We start from the raw sequence: 20,404 nt of genomic DNA, 5'->3' as shown, positions 1-20,404 counted from the left end.
GCGGGGGTACTGGACGAATGTCACGGACCGGGCTAAAACGAGGCATTCCCCGGAGATTTCGATGAGTGCGCGTCAACGTTTTTTCGAATGCCTGCACCGTTCACCGCCCGCGCTGTTCGAAGCCGCGCTGTGGATGGCGGCCGAGCACGAAAAAGCGGTCGATCCCGAAGCCCTGCTACAGGAATTCAAGGATCTGCAGCAACGGGTCAGTTACGGTTTGCCGATGCTGCCAGTGAGTGAACTGGCACAACCCCTGTTACGCCGCATGACCGATCTGGGCTTTGCACAGGACGACTTTCTGCCGCTGCGCCCACAGGCTGCGTTGCTGCACAAAGTGTTGCAGACCCGTCGTGGACAACCGCTGGCATTGGCGCTGATTGCTCTGGAACTGGCGCGCAGTCTGGAAATTCCGCTGGTCGGGGTCAACTTCCCCGGACACTTCCTGTTGCGGGTACCCGGTGCCGATCACTTGCTCGATCCGTGTGGCGGCCGGCGTTTGTATCCCAATGATTGTCGCGAGCTGTTGCAGCGCCAGTACGGGCCGAACATGAAGCTCAACGCCGAGCATCTGCTGACCGCCACACCGCAGCAGATGCTCCAGCGCCTGTCGCGCAACCTGCGCCAATTGCACCTGACCCATGATGACTTTATTGCTGCGCTGATCGACGCCGAGCGCGTCCTCGAACTGGGTGACGCTGGCGCCGCCGATTATCTGGCCCGTGCCAGTCTGTATCAGCGGCTCGACTGCCCGAATGCCGAGCGCTTCGATCTGGAGCATGCGCTGATGCTCAGCGATGACCCGATTCAACGCCTGCGCCTCACCGAGCGCCTCGGTCACCTGCCGCCCAACTCGGTCGTCCATTAAAAGCAAAAGATCGCAGCCTTCGGCAGCTCCTGCATTGAATTATGTATTTCCCTGTAGGAGCTGCCGAAGGCTGCGATCTTTTGCTCTTCAGGATTTGACAGACATCCCCACTCCAACTGCCGAACTGCCTTCGGAGGGCGAGCGCACCTGGATGATCAGCAACGCGGCGATGACCGCCGGGATCGCGCAGAAGAAAAAAATCTGCGCCACCGGAATGTGCATCGCCAGCAGCAGGCTGCCGAACAGCGGCCCGAGAATCGAACCGAACCGCCCCACACCCAATGCCCATCCGGTGCCCGTGGCACGTACATGCGCCGGGTAGAAATTACTGGCGAACGCATTTAACGTCAGTTGCCCGCCGATGATGCAGAAGCCGGCGGCGAAAACGCAGGCCACCAGATAGCGTGGGTTGTCGTGATTGAGCCCGAGCAAAATCGTGCACAGCGCTGCGCCCGCCAGCACCGCTGACAACAGACGCACTTTGCGCTTCAAGCGGTCAGCGAACCAGGCCATGCAAATCGCGCCCAAAGTACCGGCGAAGAGGAACATCGACGTCACCAGATTGGCTTCGTTGAGTTTCAGGCCGCTTTCCAACAGCAGCGTCGGCAGCCAGCTGATCATGAAATACAGCAGAATCAGGCTGACGAAGAACGTCGCCCAGATCAGCAAGGTCGGCCGTGCGTAACCGTTGCGGAACAACTCGACCACGGTCAGTTTGCTGCCCTGCTCACGTTCGTTCTGCTCGACAGTCGCCACCGGCGGTTGCCAGTCAGGCAGCATGCGCGCGGTGACTTTGCGCAGTCGTGCATACGGCGGCGCATCACGCAGCAGGCGTGGCAGCGATTCCGGCAGCATCCACCACAGAAACGGAAACAGCAGCAACGGCGTGACGCCACCGGCGAGAAACACCGCTTGCCAACCGAATTGGTCGATGAACCCTGCGGCGACGAAACCACCGGCTGCCCCACCGAACGAGAAGCCACAAGCCGCCAGCGTCACCATCAAGGTGCGTAAACGCGGTGGCGAGTATTCCGACATCAACGCCATGGCACTGGGCATCGCGCCGCCCATGCCGATGCCGCAGATGAAGCGCGCGATCATCAGCGTATTGAGCGAGTCGGCGAAGACCATCAGCACGGTCAGCGTGGCGTAGATCAGTACGCAAGCGAGCAGGATCCGTCGCACGCCAAAGCGGTCAGCCAGCGGCGTGACCGCCAGTGAACCAAGGGTGAGACCGAGCAGATTGGCGCTGAAAACAGGTCCGAACGCCGACTTTTCCAGGCCCCAGTCCTGCGCCAGCGCGGGCACCACGTAACCGAGCACTTGGGCGTCATAGCCATCGGTGACCAACAGCAAGGCGAGCAGGATCAAGAGTAACCACTGATAGCGGGACACAGGACGGGCGTCGAGCGCCGCCCGGAAGCTGGCAATCTGGTTGTGCATCGCAAGGTACCTGTTTTGTTTTTATGATTATGCGAATGGCGATATTCCCTTGTAGGAGTGAGCCTGCTCGCGATAGCGGTGGGTCAGTCAGAACATGAGTGACTGACACTCCCTCATCGCGAGCAGGCTCACTCCTACAGGGTTATGGGGTGTCTGGTTGATTGGCAGGATGGGCCTTGATGAACGCTGGATGTTCAGCCGCCAGTGCGGCGACCCGGCGGATTTTCGGGTAAGCCTCCAGCGAAACATTGAACCGCTCAGCCGCATACAACTGCGGAATCAGGTACACATCAGCCACGCACGGCCACTCGCCGAAACAGAATCCCTCATCACCAATCAACTGCTCCACCGTCGCCAGCCCCTGGCTGATCCAGTGACTGATCCACTCGACCACCTGCGGCTCGTCCTGCCCCGACTGGCGCAGGCGATTGAGCACGCTGACGTTGTGCAGCGGATGCACATCGCACCCGATCACCGCCGCCACGCCGCGCACATGGGCACGGGCGACAAGGTCCTCCGGCAACAGTGGCCGCTGTGGATAACGTTCCTCCAGGTATTCGATGATCGCCGGCGACTGAATCAACAACTCACCTTCGTCAGTGCGCAAGGCCGGCACCCGGCCTTGCGGATTGATCGCCAGATACGCCGCTTGCCGATGCTCGCCACCCGGCGGTGCGATCAGATTGATCGGCAACGCCTGATAGTCGAGCCCCTTCAGCGCCAGCGCGATTCGTACTCGATACGACGAGGTCGAACGGTAATAGGTATAAAGATCCATAAGCAGCTCCTGTCAGCGCGCCGCCAGCACTTTGCCGCGGCACTCGCCGAAGCCGATCGAAGCAAAACCATCACGGGCACAACGTGCGCGCAGAATGATTTCGTCACCGTCCTCGAGGAATTTACGCACCTCGCCAGAGGCCAGTTCGATCGGTTTTTTACCGCCCTCGGTGATTTCCAGCAGGCTGCCGAACTGGCCGTTTTCCGGGCCGGACAAAGTGCCCGAACCGAACAGGTCACCGGCCTGCAACTGGCATCCGTTGACGCTGTGATGCGCGACCATTTGCGCGACGGTCCAGTACATGTAACGGGTGTTGCTCAGGGTCAGGCGATGGGCCGGCAGGTTCTGCTCGCGCATGGCTTCGGTGAGCAGCAGCACTTCCAGTTCGATGTCGAAGGCTCCGCCGTCCTGATCACGCTTGTCGAACAGATACGGCAAAGGTTGCGGATCACCATCAGGACGCTTCGGCTGCGCGGTGCGGAACGGTTCCAAGGCTTCAGCAGTTACAACCCATGGCGAGACGCTGGTGATAAAACTTTTCGACAGGAACGGCCCCAGCGGCTGGTATTCCCAGGCCTGGATATCGCGGGCCGACCAGTCGTTGAGCAGGCAGAAACCGGCGATGTGATCAGCGGCATCACCAATGGCGATCGAATCGCCCATCTCGTTGCCCTGGCCGATCCAGATGCCCAGTTCCAGCTCATAGTCCAAGCGCGCGCACGGGCCGAACACAGGCTCGGTCTGACCGGCCGGTAGCGTCTGGCCTTTCGGACGGCGCACGTCGGTGCCGGATGCACGCACGGTGGAGGCGCGACCGTGATAACCGATCGGTACGTGCTTGTAGTTCGGCAGCAGCGGGTTATCCGGACGGAACAGTTTGCCGACGTTTTGTGCGTGTTCAATGCCGACATAGAAATCGGTGTAATCGCTGATGCGTGCCGGCAGGTGCAGTTGGCAATCGGCGGCCAGGGGCAGCAATTTTGCACCTTGGGCTTCGATGTTGCCGCGCAGGGTGCTGCCTTCACTGAACAGTTCCAGCAGGCGTGTGCGCAGGGCCACACGTGCCTCGCTACCGAGGTCGAAGAACGCGTTCAACTGGCCGCCGTGCATGGCTTCGACGGCGCTGCGCGCGGCACCGTCAAACAGCCCTGCCTCCAGCGCCACTTGCAGATCGAAGATGTGGTCGCCAATCGCCACGCCAGCGCGCGGCAGCGCACCGGCGATGCTGAATACGCCGAGCGGCAAGTTCTGCAGCGGGAAATCGGTGTGGTCGTTGGCCGAAGCGACCCAACTGCGGGTGATGGAATTCTGCGTCATGGATTATCTCCGGGTCGGGTCGAACGTGGCGGGCAACGTGGCCCAGCAAGCGTCGTAAGTGGATTGCAGTTGCGGGCAGTCGAGGGCGAAGCGGCTTGGCCGCAGCACTTGGCTGGTCTCGAACATGAAGGCCATGGTGTTGTCGATCTTGGTCGGTTTCAGTTCAGCGTTGATCGCTTTGGTGCAGGTCTCGCCATCCGGGCCGTGAGCGCTCATGCAACTGTGCAGCGACGCGCCGCCGGGCACAAAACCTTCAGCCTTGGCGTCGTATTCGCCCTGGATCAGGCCCATGAACTCGTTCATCAGGTTGCGGTGAAACCACGGCGGACGGAAGGTGTTTTCGGCGACCATCCAGCGCGGCGGAAAGATCACGAAATCGAGATTGGCCAGACCGTGCACGCTGGTCGGCGAGGTCAGCACGGTGAAGATCGACGGGTCCGGATGATCGAAACTGACGGTGCCGATGGTGTTGAAGCGGCGCAGATCGTATTTATACGGCACGTTATTACCGTGCCAGGCGACCACGTTGAGCGGCGAGTGATTGAGTTCGGTAGCCCACAACTGGCCGAGGAATTTCTGCACCAGCGTGGTCGGCTGTTGCAGGTTTTCGTAAGCGGCGACCGGGGTCAGGAAGTCGCGCGGATTGGCCAGACCGTTACTGCCGATCGGCCCCAGATCCGGCAGGCGCAGCGGCGCGCCATGGTTCTCGGCGACATAGCCACGTGCTTGCGGATCGAGCAATTCAACGCGAAATTTCAGCCCGCGTGGCAGTACGACGATTTCCAGCGGCGCCACGTCCAGCACACCCAGTTCGGTGGCGATGCGCAGACGGCCGAGTTGCGGCACCAGCAGCAGTTCGCCGTCGGCGTTGAAGAACACGCGCTCCATCGAACGGTTGGCGACGTAATTGTAGATGCTGATACCGGACGGTTTTTCCGCGCCGGCGTTGGCGGCCATGTTCACCAGTCCGTCGATGAAATCCGTCGGTTCGGCCGGGATCTCCAGCGGGTTCCAGCGCAGGCGATTGGGCGTCACTTCACCCATGGGGCCACCGGCCAGTTGCCGCTCCAGTTTGACGAAGGCCGGGTGATTGGCCGACGGCTGAATGCGGTACATCCAGGTGCGCCGCGCTTCACTGCGGGTCATGGTGAACGCGGTGCCGGAAAATAATTCGGTGTAGAGGCCGTACGGGGCTTTTTGCGGGGAGTTCTGGCCGACGGGCAGCGCGCCGGGCAACGCTTCAGTGCTGAATTCGTTGCCGAAACCGGACTGATACGCCAGCGCCTGAGCGGTTGAATCGAGGTTCATGGAGCCTCCTGAACAGGGAGTCGGCAGTGGCCCATCGCTCTGGCTCAGAGGTTTCGGCACGCCGGGGTTGTTATTGTCGTAATTCGATTACGCATAACGTAATTTGCTCGCTATCCAGCGTCAAGCTATAAAGACGCCCATTCGTTTCGGAACCCGGCCGCACCATGGAAAAAACCAGCGACAGCAACGGCAAACAGAAAGTCCGCTCCGCCGAAGTCGGCACCGACATCCTCAAGGCCTTGGCCGAGTTGTCGCCATCGACTTCGTTGTCGCGTCTGGCCGAACATGTGCAGATGCCGGCGAGCAAGGTTCATCGCTATCTGCAAGCGTTGATCGCCTCGGGTTTTGCCGAGCAGAACACCGCGACCAACCACTACGGTCTCGGCCGCGAAGCGCTGCGTGTCGGCCTGGCGGCACTCAACAGTATGGACGTGCTGAAAGTCGCCGCCCTGCCGCTGGCCGAACTGCGCGACGAACTCAACGAAACCTGCTTTTTGGCGGTGTGGGGCAATCAGGGCGCAACGGTGGTGCACATCGAACCTGCAGTGCGCGCGGTGACGGTGGTGACGCAATTGGGTTCAGTGCTGCCGCTGCTCAGTTCATCGACCGGACTGGTCTTCAGCGCCTACCTGCCGCCTCGGGAAACCGACGATTTGCGCGAACTGGAAATCGCCGCTGTCGATCATCCTTTGAAAGACGAAAAAGCCTACACGACGCTGTGTGAACAGATCCGCGAACGCGGTCTGCATCATGTGCATGGTTTGCTGATGCCGGGTGTGGATGCGTTATCGGCCCCGGTGTTCAACGCCGTTGGCCAGGTCGCCGCCGTGCTGACCATTGTGGGCCCGACCTCGCTGTTCCACGCCGACGAAAACGGCCCGGCGGCGCAGCGATTGCTGGCGGCGACGCGGGCCGTGAGTTGGCGGATGGGTTATGAAAGATAAATCCGCAGGCTAAGATCGCTCGAAACGGCTCAACGAACCGTGGTCTTGCTCAATGCGGAACCAGCATCTTCCATCAGTGACTTGAAGAAACCGAGCAGCTCATCCTGAGGGTCCTGGTGGCCGGTGTAATACGTAACGAGTTCCGCGACTGTCCGAGCGTCTTCAAACAAACTGAGGAACGAGCGTTGCGCACGAGTAAGTTCTTTAACCGGTGCGCCCGCCGCCGCAGCCTGACCCAATGTCAGCAGTTCGCTCAATACATCCCGTACATGTCCAAGCGCAGCGGAGTAATCACCCCGTCGGTGCGACTGCGAAGCGTCGTAGATGCTTTTCATCATCTGCACAGCCACCACGACAGTGCCCACGGGAGGCACCAGCAGGCTTATGATGTTCGCGGCCTTCAACAGGTTGTCGTAAACAAGACCGGCGATTATTTCATTGAGACTGGTGGTGCGTTCGTCGATATCACTCAATACACGGCGCACTCGCTCGTCATGGAAAGTGAACAGATCAGGCAATAACGAACGCTGCTGCGTGCGAATAACCGGTTTGGTATCGACGGTTGCGACCAGATTGTCGAAATAGTCGTTGATCACCTTTTGGTCGACCAGCAGTACCCGCTGGCTGTAGTAGTCCCGGAACGGGCCGTATCGAAAACGAATCGAAGGAATGAACTCAGCGATTGGCCGGAAGCTGACCAGATCCGGCGCGTCAGGCGTATAGAGCAAATCGAGAAACCCTGAAGACAACTTCAGCCGGAAAATATAAACGCCGCCCACCGTACGGTCCCAGGCAGTCGTCAAACCCAGCGTACCGATATTGAATTTATACAGCCCGACATCACCTTCGGTAAGGCTGTCCACAATTGACTGATAGCCGCCACTTTCTTTCAGATTATCGATAGTCCGCTGGATAGCAGAGAAAGACTCTATTGACAGTCTGCCATTGGTAAAGTCGGCCAAAGCACCGCAGTACATTTCACAGCGAATTCTTCGCGCGTGTACTGCGCGCCTGAACGCGTAATCAGGATGAGCCTTGTTCTGATATTGCGCTTTCAGCATCGCGGCATATCTGTCGCCGGGACGGAAAGTTTTCGACAGCGAGGACAGGTCTCGGATATCCAGTTTTTCAACGCTGGGATGGCCATTCACCAAATAGTATTTCGGGCTGAATTTAGTTTCGTAAGCCGGATGCACCGCTTCAAAGGCGAGTCCCTCGAGCAAAACATCGGTAACGCTCTTACGAAACGCTTCGGTTTGAACAATGATCTGGTCGGGGTTGACCGAAACATTGCTCCCACGAATACGCAAAATGTCTTCTATCTGAGCTTTCACCGAGTCATAAGTGAACTGCTCGAATGTCGGAAAACCATTATCTCGTGCATCAATCGTAGACAGTGCCTTGAGTTCGGTTGTCAGACGCGAATAGCGCTTGCGGCCTTCGATACCAAGCGCCCGATAACTTGCCGGTGCAATGGCCTTGCGCAGGGCAACTTCGGCTCGGTAAGCGATATTTACGTAGTCTGCCAACGGTGCCTTGAGATTCAGGCCAAGATCGACCGGCCGGCCATCGAGCGTGTAGCGGTAGTTCAGCTGTCTGGAATCGCTGCCGAGCAACTTACCTGCTTCTTGCAGGTAGTCTGGATGGATCAGCAATGCAGCGTATTCACGATCTGCGGACAATGCTGTCTCCAGCCAGCGGTTCGCCGCGTAAACATCGGAAAATTTCAGCAGTTCAAATTCACCACGAGGCGTTTTGACCAACATCAGCGACGGTACGTATTCCCTGGCCGAAATAATCAGGACATCTTTTAAAGCGGGTACTTGAGCACTGATTCTCAATCCCTGAATAGTCACCGAAGGGTCATTGGCCATGGCTCGCGCGATGATATTCGCATCGGTGGAGTCCAGCTTTCCGGAGTGGCGAGCAACAAAAACTGCAAACGCTATCTGGCTGAACAGGTAGTTGCGGTAAGCCTCTTGGTAATCAACCGAGGGCGAGGATGCAAGGCCGCCGGTAAATGCCAGTCGCAGGTTACGATTTTCCAGCCACTGCTCAAGCGCCATACTCGTCAGCCGACTTCCCTCGGGAGCGCCAATGATAGTCAGAGTGGCTTTATAACCATTGTCATGCAGTCCAAAAACGAGAAATTCCGTCAGCGTTCGGGTGTCTTCCTGTTCGACAGTACGTCCGGCAATTTGCAGGGTGTACGAGCTATGGACACTAATTGTTTCTGGATCAAGCTGTTCCCCGAGCGTCCTGTCCGCCCATTCGGCGAACGTACGCACCACATAATCCTTAAACGAAAAGTACGCATCGAAGACGGTTGAATAAGCAGTCTGGTATTCATCCCTGGATTCCTCAAGCTCCTTGTATCGCTGTTGAATATCGCGACCGGCGGCATGGAGCCAAAGCGGCCAGTCGGTGCGTTTCAATGCAGCCCAAAGCAGATAGAAGCGAGTGTCGATACCGTAGCGCAGCACGTGCAAGCCTTGATTCTCCTGCAGCACGGAGGTGAGCGGACTTTCCAGTTGTTCCCGGCCACCGAGCAAGGATGACACGCTTTCCAGCTGGCCCTTGAGGTGCGTCTCTACGCAGAAGGCGTGAGGACTTTGTGTGGCTTTCAGGTATCGGATCTGGTCGCTACCCATAGACAGCCGCTGCTGTAGTTTGCTGTGCAGCTCGGTATTTTTTTCAAAGAACTCGAAGCCGTTTTCCGGCGTGTGCATGAGGTAAGAGGTCGACTCGTTGACTAGCCGCATTTCTGCGTCCGGACGCTCGGCGTTGTCCAGAACGAAACAGGGCAGGAGCGACAGAAGGTAATCCTGCGCCGGTTGCAACTTCACTTCGAACACTGCGCGACCGGCGTTTGCGTCGAGCAGATGGGCGAATCGCTCACCCAACCGGGCATCAAAAATCCGGGCCATGACTGACAGGGACAGCTCTGCACTCGTGACTACGGCGTACGCTTCGATGAAAGTTTGCTTATTCGACAGCGGTGCAGTGTCCCGGCGAATGGTTTTCGCTGGCGCCGCCCAGAACTTTGCGATCTCGGTTCGCAACGTTTTTTCCAGTCCGGCAGCTACAGCAGCGATCAGGTCTTCGACAATAAGCGTATTCAGAACATTGACTTTGAATTGCTCACTGAACGTGTCCGGCAGAAAATAAACGCCATCGCCGCCCATTATGTAAGCGGGGCTGACGTTATTATTCAGACAATGAACAGTGACGTCCCAAAGAGTGCCCGAAGGTCGATTTTCATTGGCGGGGAAAGCAGGATCCGTATTGACATAGACTCTGTCGATATCGACTGTTTTACCCAAACGCTTTAATTCACTTTCAAGCATGTTGCGAAGAATATCCAGCACGCTTGGCATGGCGTCGATGATCTTGAATAGACCTGCTTTTGCCTGGCTTGCCTTTTCCCACTCTTCGGCCCACGTAACTTGTTCACCCAACGAACCACGCATCAAACTTTTAAATAACTTAGCCACAACATCTCCTTACTTGACTATCCAGAGCTGCGAGTGCAGCCACACAGAGGGTCGCAAGGTAGTTTCTTTTTCAATCAACATGAAGCTCGAACAATTTACAAAACATGCCGACAAACAACCACAACCATTTGCACCATAAGAAAATCACAACACTAAACCAATATCCCCATAAACTTTGCTTTTGCCACAGCCTGAGTTCTGCGCTCCACACCCAACTTTCCGTTAATCCGTCTCGCATGTGTTTTTACTGTATGCAACGAAATAAAAAGTTGTTCTGCAACTTGCTGATTCGAAGCACCTTGAGCAATCAACATCAGCACTTCACGCTCACGCCGGCTGAGGCCCGACGTCAGATCACGGTTATCGCATTGCCTGGCAGGAAACTGCTTGGCAGGCACCGCTCCGAGACTGCCTCGGCGTAATTCCCACTCCCGCATGGCGTGCTGCAATTGGCAGCGCTCCACCAGCATTCCGGCACGCTGGAAAGCTTGCTGCGCCGCCTCCGTGTCACCGTTCGATTCGGCCAACTGGGCGAAGGCCAGCAGCAACTCCGTTTCCGCCGTCAACATGCCTCTGGCCTGGGCCTGATTCAGCAATCGTTCAATGGTTGGCAGACAGTTTTCATCCGGATTCAACTGCGTATGCGCGCAGGCCAGCAGGTATTCAATGCGGATAATCAGCTCGAATGTCGCGGGCGGCGCCTGGAGTGCAGAGGGTCCACGGTAATGCCGTAACAGCCGGCCCAACGCCTCTTGCACCAATTGCGGTCGCCCCTGCTGCAACCAGAACTGGCTGCTGACCTGAAGCACGACACCGCGATAGACCGTATCGGGAATCTGCCGCTGCTGCATGACCCTTTCGGCCTCGCGCAGGCGCTCGAAAGCGCAGGCATAATCGCCTCGATTGCCGGCCAATTGAGCCTGCCCGAGGTAGCCATACAAGACCCGCTTGTCTGCACTGCGCAAGCAATCTTCAAGGCCTCGGCTGAACAGATCCGCAGCCTGCTCTTCAAGCCCCATGCACAGCGCCAGCCGTCCTCGTCGCAGGGCAATTCGGCCCAGCAGCGGCGTGGGCACCAGGGTGCGCTGGCGCAGCAAATTCTCAATGTCCACCAGCAGACTTTCGGCACGCACGGGCGCTCCTCGCTGCTCGAGCCATTGCGCATGATCAAGCTCGAGCAACCCTTCGAACAACAAGGAGCCATGCGCGCGCGCCAGGCACAGCGCCTCGCGGTTGAGGGCATGGGCCTGATCGAGTTCACCGCACAATAACGCCTGCTGCGTCAGTCCCGACAGACACATCAGACGGGCCTGCCAGGCATCGTCGGTCAGGGCTGACAATGCCTCCTGAAAACAGGCGCGCGCCGGCTCCATTTGCCCCTGCAAGTGGCAGAGCCAACCTTGTTGCGCCTGCCAACGTGCCAGCAGTTGCTGCTCCAGATGTCCCGTCGGCTGTGGCATGAAGCGGACGAGATGGGCCATGCATTGCGCGGCCTGTTCGAATCGGCCGGCGAACAGTAATGCCCCGGTGACCAGCCCGATCAATTGCGGTGTCATCAAGGTCAGCTCGCGGCTTTGCTGCTCATGCAAGCGCAACAGCAGGACGACCGTCTGGTCTTCCAGCAAATCCTCGAAGCTCAAATGCTGCAACAGGCTTACGGCCGTTTCGTACTCTTCGGCCAACAACGCTTGTTCGAACGCTGCTCGCCAATCCTGCACCGCAGTGAACCACTGACAGGCGCGCCGGTGCCACGAGCGCGCACACGGCCAATGCGACTCCTGCATGATTCGCGACAGCGGGCGAAAGACCTGCAGCCAATCGGCGGACTCCTGCCAAGGCTCGATAAAGCAGCCCAGCACTTGCAGATCATGCAACAGCTGTGCGCCTTCGCCGGGGCCGAACAAATGCTCGCATAATGGCGCGTTGAACCGTGGCAGGTGAGCCAGAACACGCCATGCCTCATCCTGCTCTGGCGTCAGGTTGCTGAAGAGTTCGTGCTGCAGATAATCGAGCAGGGTGTCGACACGCTGTTGTGGCTGCAGGTTTTGCGACCAGTCGCATTTTTGCAGGAGCGCCATGCGCGCACCCGCGCACCAGCCGCCGGTACGCTGGATGATACGGGCGGCGACACGGTCCGCCTGGTCTGGCGGTAAATGGCGCAACACCGGTACAACCTCATCGTGGGTCAGTGCCAGGCTGGCGCGCTCGGATTCGTAGAGTTCGTCATCGAGCAACAGGCGCGGCCAGTTGCACTGCGGCCGGCGGCGAGTGCTGATCCACCAGGTGAGCGCCGGGCTGCTGACCGCCAACAAACGATCCAGTAAAGCATCCAGAGCCGGATCTGGCAGACGACTGTAATCGTCGATAAACAGCGAAGTCGTCCTGGACCAGCGTGCCAGCTGCGCCATCAGTTGCGTAGCGTCAAGGTCTTCGACCAGCCCGAGCGCCCGAGTCAGACGCAGGCAAAACTCCTCGCGGCTGAGCGCTGCTCCCGCCAGCGGCAGCCAAATCGTCTCGCAGTCTGCACGCACCTGCAGAAAACATTCGCTGAGCAGTGCGGTTTTGCCACTGCCAGCGGGGGCGCACAACAGCCTGACCCGCGCGTTCGAAGCCAGAAGAGGCGCACTCAAGCGACTGCGAAGCTGATGATGTGAAGAAAGTCTGGGCAAAAATCCGGGTCGATCCAGGCACGGGGTCATGGCAGTCATCGAGTGAGCCTTCTTATCGTTGTGCGCTCACCCTAGCCCTCTCCCGCGCGCTTGTTGACGAGTATTCAGCGCGCTGATTGGCGTCCATAAAAAAGGCGACCGAGCGGTCGCCTTTTGTGCAACTGATGTATCAGAACCGTTACCGCACACCCTCTGCACGCAAGGCCGCTGGCGTGTAGTCGGCAGCCTTGGCTTCGAAGCCGAATTCGTAACTGTGCTTCTCTTCGTTCTTCATCCCCAAGGCAATGTAGCGACCGGCAATGATGTCGTAGAGCGCTTCCAGTGTGTATGCCTGTGCCTGATGCTCGTAGTGATATTCAGAGTGGCCTTCGGCTACGCGCCAGAGTTGACCGCGACCGTCGTAGTGGTCGGCCAGTGCAACCTGCCAACTGTCCTCGTCGATATACATGTGGCGTTTGGCGTAGATATGCCGCTCATTCGGTTTGACGGTGCCGATCACTTCCCAGACCCGGTGCAACTCATAGCGCGTCAGATCCTGATTGATGTGCCCGGCCTTGACGATGTCGTCGTACTTGAGCTTCGGCGAATCGAGTTTGTAGCTGTTGTACGGGATGTACATTTCCTTCTTGCCGACCAGTTTCCAGTCGTAGCGATCCGGTGCGCCGGAGAACATGTCGAAGTTGTCTGAAGTGCGCAGGCCATCGGCAGCGGTGCCCGGACCGTCATAGGCTACTTGCGGCGCACGACGCACGCGGCGCTGACCGGCGTTGTAGATCCACGCCAGGCGCGGTTCCTTCACCTGATCGAGGGTCTCGTGTACCAGCAATACGTTACCGGCCAGACGCGCTGGCGCGGTCACCGACTGCTTGAAGAAGGTCAGCACGTTGGCGGCTTTTTCCGGGTCGATATCCTTGATCAGTTGCGGCACGGCGATCTCTTCTTCGAAGCGGATCGGCGTATAGCTGCCGTTGGTCTGCGGGGTGACCTGGGTGATGATGCGTTTGACGTTGCCGCCGTGATAACGGGTGATGTGGTTCCACAACACCTCGACGCCGTTCTTCGGAATCGGGAAGGCGTAATAGCGATTGCCGGTGAAATTGGCCAGGCCGTTACCGTCGTTGATGGTGGTCACGTTGAGCGCACTGCGCTTGGCCGATTCGTAGATTTCCGACGGTGCGGCGACGGTGCGGTGAGTCGGATAGACCGGGATCCTGTAGGTTTCCGGATAGCGCTTGAACATCGCTACCTGGCCATCGGAGAGCTTGTCCTTGTACTTGTCGACGTTGGCCGCGGTGATGGTGAACAACGGTTTTTCATTGGCGAACGGGTCAGCGAGAAAGCCTTTGCTGTCCACCGCTGCAGCATTTTTCGGGATGCCGCCGGTCCATGCCGGGATAGAGCCATCGGCGTTACCGGCCTTCTCGGCACCGAGCGGCGTCAGGCTGGTGCCGAGCTTGTTGGCCTCATCCGGCGACACCGCCGCCATCACGTTGGCCGCCAGCAGACTCAGGGCCAGCACGCCACATTGCAGAATCATTTTGCGCATTGCAGTCATCCTTCTCGGGCAGATCAGAAGTTCACGCCGAAGCTCAGGGCCACGAAGTCACGGTCTTCGAGGACGTTGTAGTCGCCACCGAAAAAGTCGGTGTAACTGAGGCTCGCGGTGTAGGTGTTGCGGTAGTCGGCATCGACGCCGACGCTGATCGCTTTCGCGCCTTCGTTGAACAGGCCGTTGGGGCCATAACCGGCGACGTCATGCGACCACGACAGGTTGGGTTTGAGGTTGATCCCGCCGATCACGTTGGCGTAATCGAGGATCGCCCGGGCGCGGTAGCCCCACGAGGTCGAGGTCACGAAACCGTCGGTGTCGCCGCCAAAACCGTACTGCCCGTAAACCGAGTCGCGGCCATAACGCAGCTTGTTGCGCGACTCCAGGCCACCAACCCTCACCACCGCGGCTTCACCGACCAGGGTCAACCGTTGAGCGCCCCAGACCTGATCGAAGAAATGCGTGAGCGTGCTCTGGATCTGCGTGACTTCTTTGCGCCGATAGCCTTTGTTGTCAGAGCCCGGCGACGTCGAAAGTGGCGAAGCCGTACCACCGGCAATCGGGTTGAGCAGCGCCAGCGTCAGGTCATTGGTGTTGACCTGAACCGGAGCATTCGGGCGATAGCTGATCTCACCGGTCCACGCGGTGCCGGTGGGTAGCGTGGTGGAGAAACTCGCGCCGTACAGACGAATGTCTTCCGGGTATTCGAGGTAGTACTGGCCGCGTCCGAGCATCACGCTCTGGGCCAAACCGGAACCGCTGCCGGGGGCCAGGCCATTGGCGATGCCGACCATGCCCGGCAATGCTGCCAATGTCGAAAGACCGGCCGTCGTAGTGCCAACCGTCGGCGTGCGGCTGTGGTAATTCATGAAGTAGAGACCGTATTCGGTGTCGTCCCCGAGCCAGCGCAATGCCGTGCCCCACTGCCCGGAATCCCGCGCATCGCGGTCGCCGCCACGGGGGATCACCACACCTTCGCGAGTCACTTGAATGCCTTGGCCAAAAGCCTGGGTCAGCGGGACAAACGGTGCGATTGCCGGGTTGCCGACGGTGTAGCCGTTGTTGCAACCGTCCGCCGCGACGTCGACTCCGAAAAAGGTGCCGCAGTTGTCGAGAACGGTCTGGTCCCACTCCAGTTGGTAGAAACCTTCAACGGTCAGTTGATCGGTCAGGCCTTGCGAGCCAAACAGCATGTTGACCGGAATCAGGCCTTCCTTGATCTCCGCACCGGGACGACGAAACGCCGAAACGTCGATCGGGTTGATGCTGTTGATCGAGTTACCGATGAAGGTACTTTCGCCCCAGCTCACGACCTGCTTGCCCGCGCGCACGGTGCCCGGCAGATCGGCGATGGAATAGTTGTGATAGACGAATGCATCAAGGATCTGCGCGCCGGAAGATTTCGCGCCTTCCTTGCGGCCGCTGTCGCTGATCGGCTTGAACTCGCGGTCTTCGTCCTTCAGCTCGAAGTCATACCAGTACTTGCCACGTACGAAGACGCCGGTGTCGCCGTACTTGAGTTCAAGGTCGTGAATACCTTTGAAGATTTTCGAGAAGGTCTCGCCCTTCTTGAAATTCAAACGCCCGTCATCACCGGTCGAGGATTGCCCGGTACCACCATTGACTGTGCCGACCAGCGATTTGTCGGCATCGCGCATGCCCCAGCTCGCGCCGATCGACAGCGACGAGTCGAAGGTGCCCTCGATTTCGCCAATGTTGAACGCAACCGCTTGCGCCTGGGCGCAGCAACCCAAAGCCACCGCGGCTGCCAGCGCCTGCGGTGTGAAGATGGCGCGCATTGTTGTTTTTGTCATGCGTCTTCCCCGGTGAGTGACAGAAGGCCCCACCCTACTGCCGGGCAACCGCGTCGATAAGCGCACCAAGGAGGTATTCGTATTGTCGCTCGAAAGGATGAATGGCCTTGCGGGACGGGGCTTTGCGCCGCTCATGGATCGGCTGGATGAACGATCATCAGTGCCACGCATGGTGCGCATGGGTTCGTGGGACTGTTGCATGCCCCGCAACAGTGCATGTCCGGAATCGGTATTTTTCCTACGCGCTCAAGACCTTATTCTGAACGCGCTTTCACGGGACACGCCGTAACGCACGAAGCCAACTCCGCTGAATGACTGAAGCGATTGGCAACAGATTTCAGATAAATCGAAAGTTCGGTTTATCGCCCCGGTGTTCACTGACGTTGATTTGTAGCTCCTTGATCCAACGTCTTACCTTGGCCGCTGCGTTTGCAGCGGCCTTTTTTATGCCTGATGAAAAGTTAAACGCCTCACTCAGCGAAAAACTTCCGAGAACAATGTCGGACGTTTCTCTGTTCGCAGGAGAACGATGACCGACAAATTGAAAGTCCTGGAAAGTTCTTCCAAAACAAAACCTGTTTACTTACGAAGTTCTCAGATTTTGCAACCTGAAATCTGTTGTAACTTGAAACGCCTCAAACACTCGCCGGTGACATGGACGTCACTATTGGCCGCACTGACTTGCCGGCGACTTATCGCGCACATTCAAAAGGATATGAATATGCAAAAGCCTCCACCATGGGAATTGACCGAAGCTGTCCATACAACGGCAATAGCACCCGCCGGAATACCCATAACACCTGCGACTATTACGAACATTCCGAACAGCGGAGCGTTCGATTCGGTCAGCGCCACTCGAGCCAATATTGCTGAATTTAACGACCACACGGCGCAAATCACTCACGAGTTTAAAACTCGCACAGAGCAAATGCCCCATTCAATTGAACAGGAGCTGGCCGCGACACGCCTGGAAGGCACGACTCACCCGCTTCCTCCCGCGCAGGCGATCATGCGGGAGCTGCAAGTTCGCCACACGTTAATCGCCAGAAAAACAGCCGAGTATCATCAGAAAACAGCAGTAGCCAATCAGTTTTTTGGGGACTCCCCGCTTAATAAAAACTTTCATGACTATTACGTAAAAGTCAGCCACAGCAGACGAACTTATGTTCTGGGTATTGCTGATGCCTGGGTCGTATCGTACAGGGCGGCACACGAAGCAAATTTACTGTTGCAAACCATTCATCTGCTTAATCAACAGCAAATCGATGTGCACAGGTGGCTGGCTGCTGTGCAGGGCAATGATCAGGCACAAGCGGCAGCGGCAGAGGCCCAGCGCGTGGCTGGCGAAAATGCTCGCATCGCCGCCGAACAAAACCGCCAGAGAGAATTGGCCGAAGCGGCACGCCTAGAACAGGAGCAAGTTCGGGCTCGCGAACAAGCACGGCTCGCTGCGCTCGCACAGGCTCAGCGGCAGGCAGCCGAGCAAGCACGAATCGCTGCCGAAGCTGCTGCACGGCAATTAGCCTCTGAACAGGCAAAATTGACGGCATTGGCGGAACGTCAGGCTGAAGTGCAAAGGTTGCGCATAGAACAGGAAAAGCAACTGGAGATTGAAAAGGCTCGCCTTGAACAACAGCAAAAAGCCGCAAGAGCGGCAAAAAGTAAACGCCAGCGGCAAGCGCGCAAGCAAGCCAAGGCAGAGGCCCAGCAGCGTGCTGAGCAAGCACGCATGCACGCCCATTGGCACACGCAGACACAAGCACGCTGGAATAGTCCTGAATTCGCCTATTTCGGTTCCCACGCGGCGTTCGGCCCCGCGTTCTCGGGAACACTCGGCGCGATAAGCCACAACTCGGTAACCACACAAGCACTCAGAACGTCACTGCGCTCGGCCGTCACCATCGCGATTGCAGCGATTTCGACCAGCGCAGTCCCGGTGCTGGTGGGATTTGCCGCTTTGCTCATTCCCTCCGAGCTGGGCAACGGCGATCTGTTTGCTGCAAGCGTGCCACTGTCCGACCTTGCTCCTGATCTGGAGGACGATCTCTACGAACTGGCAAGGATAGGCGCAGACGTCGATCTGCCGGTCAGGCTTGGCTCAAGGACGATAGGCAACAAAGTCGAAGTGGTTGTCGTCAGCACCGATGGAGTGACTGTGCCCAGCAAAGTGCCGGTTGTATCAGCGCGGTTTGACGCACTTAAAAACGTTTACGTTTCCTCCGCCTCTGCAACCGACGCCAAAGGCCCTGTAATCACTTGGACGCCGTTGCTGGAACCGCCAAATCCTTCGACGCAATTACCTGTCGCCGATCCAGACTTGCCAATCTATGAAGGCGCGAATGTCACACCCGACAGCGGACGGATCGATCCATTTCCCGAGATGGATCTGTATGGTTTTGGTGGATGGATCACGGTCTTTCCGGTCGACTCCGGAATCCCGCCGATTTTCACGATGTTCAGGGATCGGCGGCAGGATCCCGGCTTTGCCAGCGGTATCGGACAACCGGTTTCGGGCAATTGGTTGGGGGCCGCTGCGACACCGCAAGGTGCACCTATTCCGATGCAGATCGCGGATAAGCTGAGAGGACGGGAGTTTTCGAGTTTCAGGGCTTTTCGAAAGGCGTTTTGGAAGGCCGTAGCAAACGAAAAATCCTTAGCCAATCAGTTCACTAAAATTAACAAAATTGATATGAGCAAAGGCCTGTCACCAAGTGCAGACATTGCAGAACACATTGGCAAGAGAAGAAAATTTGAAATCCACCATATCAATCCGATAAATGAGGGTGGCTCAGTCTACGATATATCCAACCTGACCCTATTAACACCGAAGCAGCATATCGATGCACATTCCAAAAAAGGCGAGACTCCATGATCAAACTAAAAAGCAAACTTGAAGAGTACACAGAGTCGGAATATGCGAGCCTTATCAACAGATTATTTGAGGGAAATTACTCCTCAGAAAAAGAACACGACGCGATAGTCGATAACATTGTGGATACATCGCAGCATCCCAATGGGACAAATATTTTGTATTATCCTGAAGACGGTGTCGAAGACAGCCCTACTGGTGTGCTGACAGCGATAAAACAATGGCGCGCTGCCAACGGAAAACCTAGCTTCAAACCTGAAGAATAACAACCAAGCGAGCAGGCATCTTGGCCTGCTCGCTTGGTTCTCCATTTACAACGAATACTTCTGCAAATTCGCCATCATTTCCTTCAGCGCCTCGATATTGTCCTTCGGATGCGCCGCCCCTTCGAAATCACAAATCTGCTGCCAGTGCGCCGCGACATCTTCCGGCGAGAAACCCACCCGAGGATCAAAACCGGCACCGAGGCTGCGCTCCCAGCGCACCTTGCCCATCCAGCCGCCACCGACCTCGAACAGCCCGGAGGTTTCCTGGCATTGTTCGCTCGCCAGATACACAACCAACGGGCTGACCAGTTCCGGTTTCAATTGCTCGAACACCTGCGGCGGAATCAGGCCCTCGGTCATGCGCGTGCCGCCGGTTGGCGCGATGGCGTTGACGAGGATGTTGTTCTTGCGGCCTTCGATGGCCAGGGTGCGGGTCAGGCCGTAGAGGCCCAGTTTGGCCATGCCGTAGTTGGACTGGCCGAAGTTGCCGTAGATGCCCGAGGTGGAGGCGGTGAAGATCACCCGGCCATAGTTTTGCTCGCGCATATGTGGCCACGCGGCGCGGGTGACTTTGTAGGCGCCTTCGACGTGGACGCGGTAGACCAGATCCCAGTCGGCGTCGTCCATTTTGTGGAAGGTCTTGTCGCGCAGGATGCCGGCGTTGTTGACCACGACGTCGACGCGACCGAAGACGTCGAGGGCGTTTTGTACGAGTTTGTCGCCGTCGGTGACCGAGTCGTGGTTGGCTTCGGCGATACCGCCGGCCTCACGAATTTCCGCCACCACACGGTCGGCGGCTGAGGCATTGGCGCCTTCACCCTGGGTCGAGCCGCCGAGGTCGTTGACCAGCACTTTGGCGCCTTGCTTGGCAAACAACAATGCATGGGCGCGTCCGAGGCCGCCACCGGCTCCGGTGACGATGACGACTTTATCTTCGAAACGCACAGACTCATTCATCGCAGCAACTCCAGCAGGCCAGTATTGAGCCTGAGTGTCAGGCACACAGCTTTTGGTCACAATGAATACGGCGGAGGCTGAATGGTGTGCGATAAGGTTGGGGGATGATGAGGCCGTCAAAGAAACAAAAG

The 20,404-nt window shown here is 57.9% G+C and carries 13 protein-coding genes; 4 read left to right on the top strand and 9 right to left on the bottom strand.

Translation table 11 applies throughout. The features are described 5' to 3' along the window. Nucleotides 1-61 precede the first annotated feature (61 nt). Complete coding sequence (locus PspS49_RS04925) at nt 62-865, top strand: transglutaminase family protein (RefSeq protein ID WP_150749532.1); 804 nt, start codon at nt 62-64, stop codon at nt 863-865. A gap of 87 nt (nt 866-952) precedes the next feature. Here PspS49_RS04925 and PspS49_RS04920 read toward each other — a convergent pair whose 3' ends face one another. From PspS49_RS04920 to hmgA, 4 genes are all read right to left on the bottom strand, one after another. Next, entirely contained in the window at nt 953-2,308 is a 1,356-nt protein-coding gene (locus PspS49_RS04920; RefSeq protein ID WP_160038344.1) for an aromatic acid/H+ symport family MFS transporter, read from the bottom strand. 142 nt (nt 2,309-2,450) lie between these two features. Further along, nucleotides 2,451-3,086 carry a maleylacetoacetate isomerase gene (maiA, locus tag PspS49_RS04915; protein ID WP_150749534.1) on the bottom strand — a complete coding sequence of 212 codons (636 nt, stop codon included), beginning with the start codon at nt 3,084-3,086 and terminating at the stop codon, nt 2,451-2,453. Between the two features lie 12 nt (nt 3,087-3,098). After that, a complete protein-coding gene (gene fahA / locus PspS49_RS04910) occupies nt 3,099-4,403 on the bottom strand; it encodes a fumarylacetoacetase (protein WP_160038342.1) in 1,305 nt (434 codons plus the stop codon). 3 nt (nt 4,404-4,406) lie between these two features. Then, nucleotides 4,407-5,711 carry a homogentisate 1,2-dioxygenase gene (gene hmgA / locus PspS49_RS04905; protein WP_160038340.1) on the bottom strand — a complete coding sequence of 435 codons (1,305 nt, stop codon included), beginning with the start codon at nt 5,709-5,711 and terminating at the stop codon, nt 4,407-4,409. A gap of 164 nt (nt 5,712-5,875) precedes the next feature. Here hmgA and PspS49_RS04900 point away from each other — a divergent pair, with 164 nt between their 5' ends. Beyond that, nucleotides 5,876-6,655, top strand: a complete 780-nt coding sequence (locus PspS49_RS04900) for an IclR family transcriptional regulator (RefSeq protein WP_127925872.1) — start codon at nt 5,876-5,878, stop codon at nt 6,653-6,655. Nucleotides 6,656-6,684: 29 nt separating this feature from the next. Here PspS49_RS04900 and PspS49_RS04895 read toward each other — a convergent pair whose 3' ends face one another. The 4 genes from PspS49_RS04895 to PspS49_RS04880 form a co-directional block, all read right to left on the bottom strand. Next, nucleotides 6,685-10,149 carry a DUF6543 domain-containing protein gene (locus tag PspS49_RS04895; RefSeq protein WP_160038338.1) on the bottom strand — a complete coding sequence of 1,155 codons (3,465 nt, stop codon included), beginning with the start codon at nt 10,147-10,149 and terminating at the stop codon, nt 6,685-6,687. 152 nt (nt 10,150-10,301) lie between these two features. Further along, a complete protein-coding gene (locus tag PspS49_RS04890) occupies nt 10,302-12,857 on the bottom strand; it encodes a LuxR C-terminal-related transcriptional regulator (protein ID WP_160038336.1) in 2,556 nt (851 codons plus the stop codon). Nucleotides 12,858-12,996: 139 nt separating this feature from the next. After that, entirely contained in the window at nt 12,997-14,364 is a 1,368-nt protein-coding gene (locus tag PspS49_RS04885; RefSeq protein ID WP_127925869.1) for a DUF1329 domain-containing protein, read from the bottom strand. Nucleotides 14,365-14,387: 23 nt separating this feature from the next. After that, nucleotides 14,388-16,181: a DUF1302 domain-containing protein gene (locus PspS49_RS04880; protein WP_160038334.1), complete on the bottom strand. Its 1,794-nt coding sequence runs from the start codon at nt 16,179-16,181 to the stop codon at nt 14,388-14,390. A 529-nt stretch (nt 16,182-16,710) separates the two neighbouring features. Here PspS49_RS04880 and PspS49_RS04875 point away from each other — a divergent pair. Both PspS49_RS04875 and PspS49_RS04870 read left to right on the top strand, forming a co-directional pair. Continuing rightward, nucleotides 16,711-19,053 carry an S-type pyocin domain-containing protein gene (locus PspS49_RS04875; protein ID WP_238786329.1) on the top strand — a complete coding sequence of 781 codons (2,343 nt, stop codon included), beginning with the start codon at nt 16,711-16,713 and terminating at the stop codon, nt 19,051-19,053. Further along, nucleotides 19,050-19,316: a bacteriocin immunity protein gene (locus tag PspS49_RS04870; protein WP_202982098.1), complete on the top strand. Its 267-nt coding sequence runs from the start codon at nt 19,050-19,052 to the stop codon at nt 19,314-19,316. Before PspS49_RS04875 ends, PspS49_RS04870 begins: the two co-directional genes overlap by 4 nt. Nucleotides 19,317-19,361: 45 nt before the next feature. On the opposite strand, the gene PspS49_RS04865 is transcribed toward PspS49_RS04870, so the two are convergent. Beyond that, the gene (locus PspS49_RS04865) at nt 19,362-20,273 is read right to left on the bottom strand and encodes an SDR family oxidoreductase (protein WP_099758023.1); all 912 of its coding nucleotides are present in this window, start codon (nt 20,271-20,273) and stop codon (nt 19,362-19,364) included. Between the last annotated feature and the right edge of the window lie 131 nt (nt 20,274-20,404).

The sequence above is a fragment of the Pseudomonas sp. S49 genome, assembly GCF_009866785.1.
Taxonomy (GTDB): domain Bacteria; phylum Pseudomonadota; class Gammaproteobacteria; order Pseudomonadales; family Pseudomonadaceae; genus Aquipseudomonas.
This window is presented reverse-complemented; position numbering and strand designations above follow the sequence as displayed.

Coding starts and splice junctions, on each gene's coding strand:
- PspS49_RS04920 (WP_160038344.1), bottom strand. CDS start 2,308: ATGCACAACCAGATTGCCAGCTTCCGGGCGGCGCTCGACGCCCGTCCT.
- PspS49_RS04880 (WP_160038334.1), bottom strand. CDS start 16,181: ATGACAAAAACAACAATGCGCGCCATCTTCACACCGCAGGCGCTGGCA.
- PspS49_RS04925 (WP_150749532.1), top strand. CDS start 62: ATGAGTGCGCGTCAACGTTTTTTCGAATGCCTGCACCGTTCACCGCCC.
- PspS49_RS04890 (WP_160038336.1), bottom strand. CDS start 12,857: ATGACTGCCATGACCCCGTGCCTGGATCGACCCGGATTTTTGCCCAGA.
- PspS49_RS04865 (WP_099758023.1), bottom strand. CDS start 20,273: ATGAATGAGTCTGTGCGTTTCGAAGATAAAGTCGTCATCGTCACCGGA.
- fahA (WP_160038342.1), bottom strand. CDS start 4,403: ATGACGCAGAATTCCATCACCCGCAGTTGGGTCGCTTCGGCCAACGAC.
- hmgA (WP_160038340.1), bottom strand. CDS start 5,711: ATGAACCTCGATTCAACCGCTCAGGCGCTGGCGTATCAGTCCGGTTTC.
- PspS49_RS04870 (WP_202982098.1), top strand. CDS start 19,050: ATGATCAAACTAAAAAGCAAACTTGAAGAGTACACAGAGTCGGAATAT.
- PspS49_RS04885 (WP_127925869.1), bottom strand. CDS start 14,364: ATGCGCAAAATGATTCTGCAATGTGGCGTGCTGGCCCTGAGTCTGCTG.
- PspS49_RS04875 (WP_238786329.1), top strand. CDS start 16,711: ATGACCGACAAATTGAAAGTCCTGGAAAGTTCTTCCAAAACAAAACCT.
- PspS49_RS04900 (WP_127925872.1), top strand. CDS start 5,876: ATGGAAAAAACCAGCGACAGCAACGGCAAACAGAAAGTCCGCTCCGCC.
- maiA (WP_150749534.1), bottom strand. CDS start 3,086: ATGGATCTTTATACCTATTACCGTTCGACCTCGTCGTATCGAGTACGA.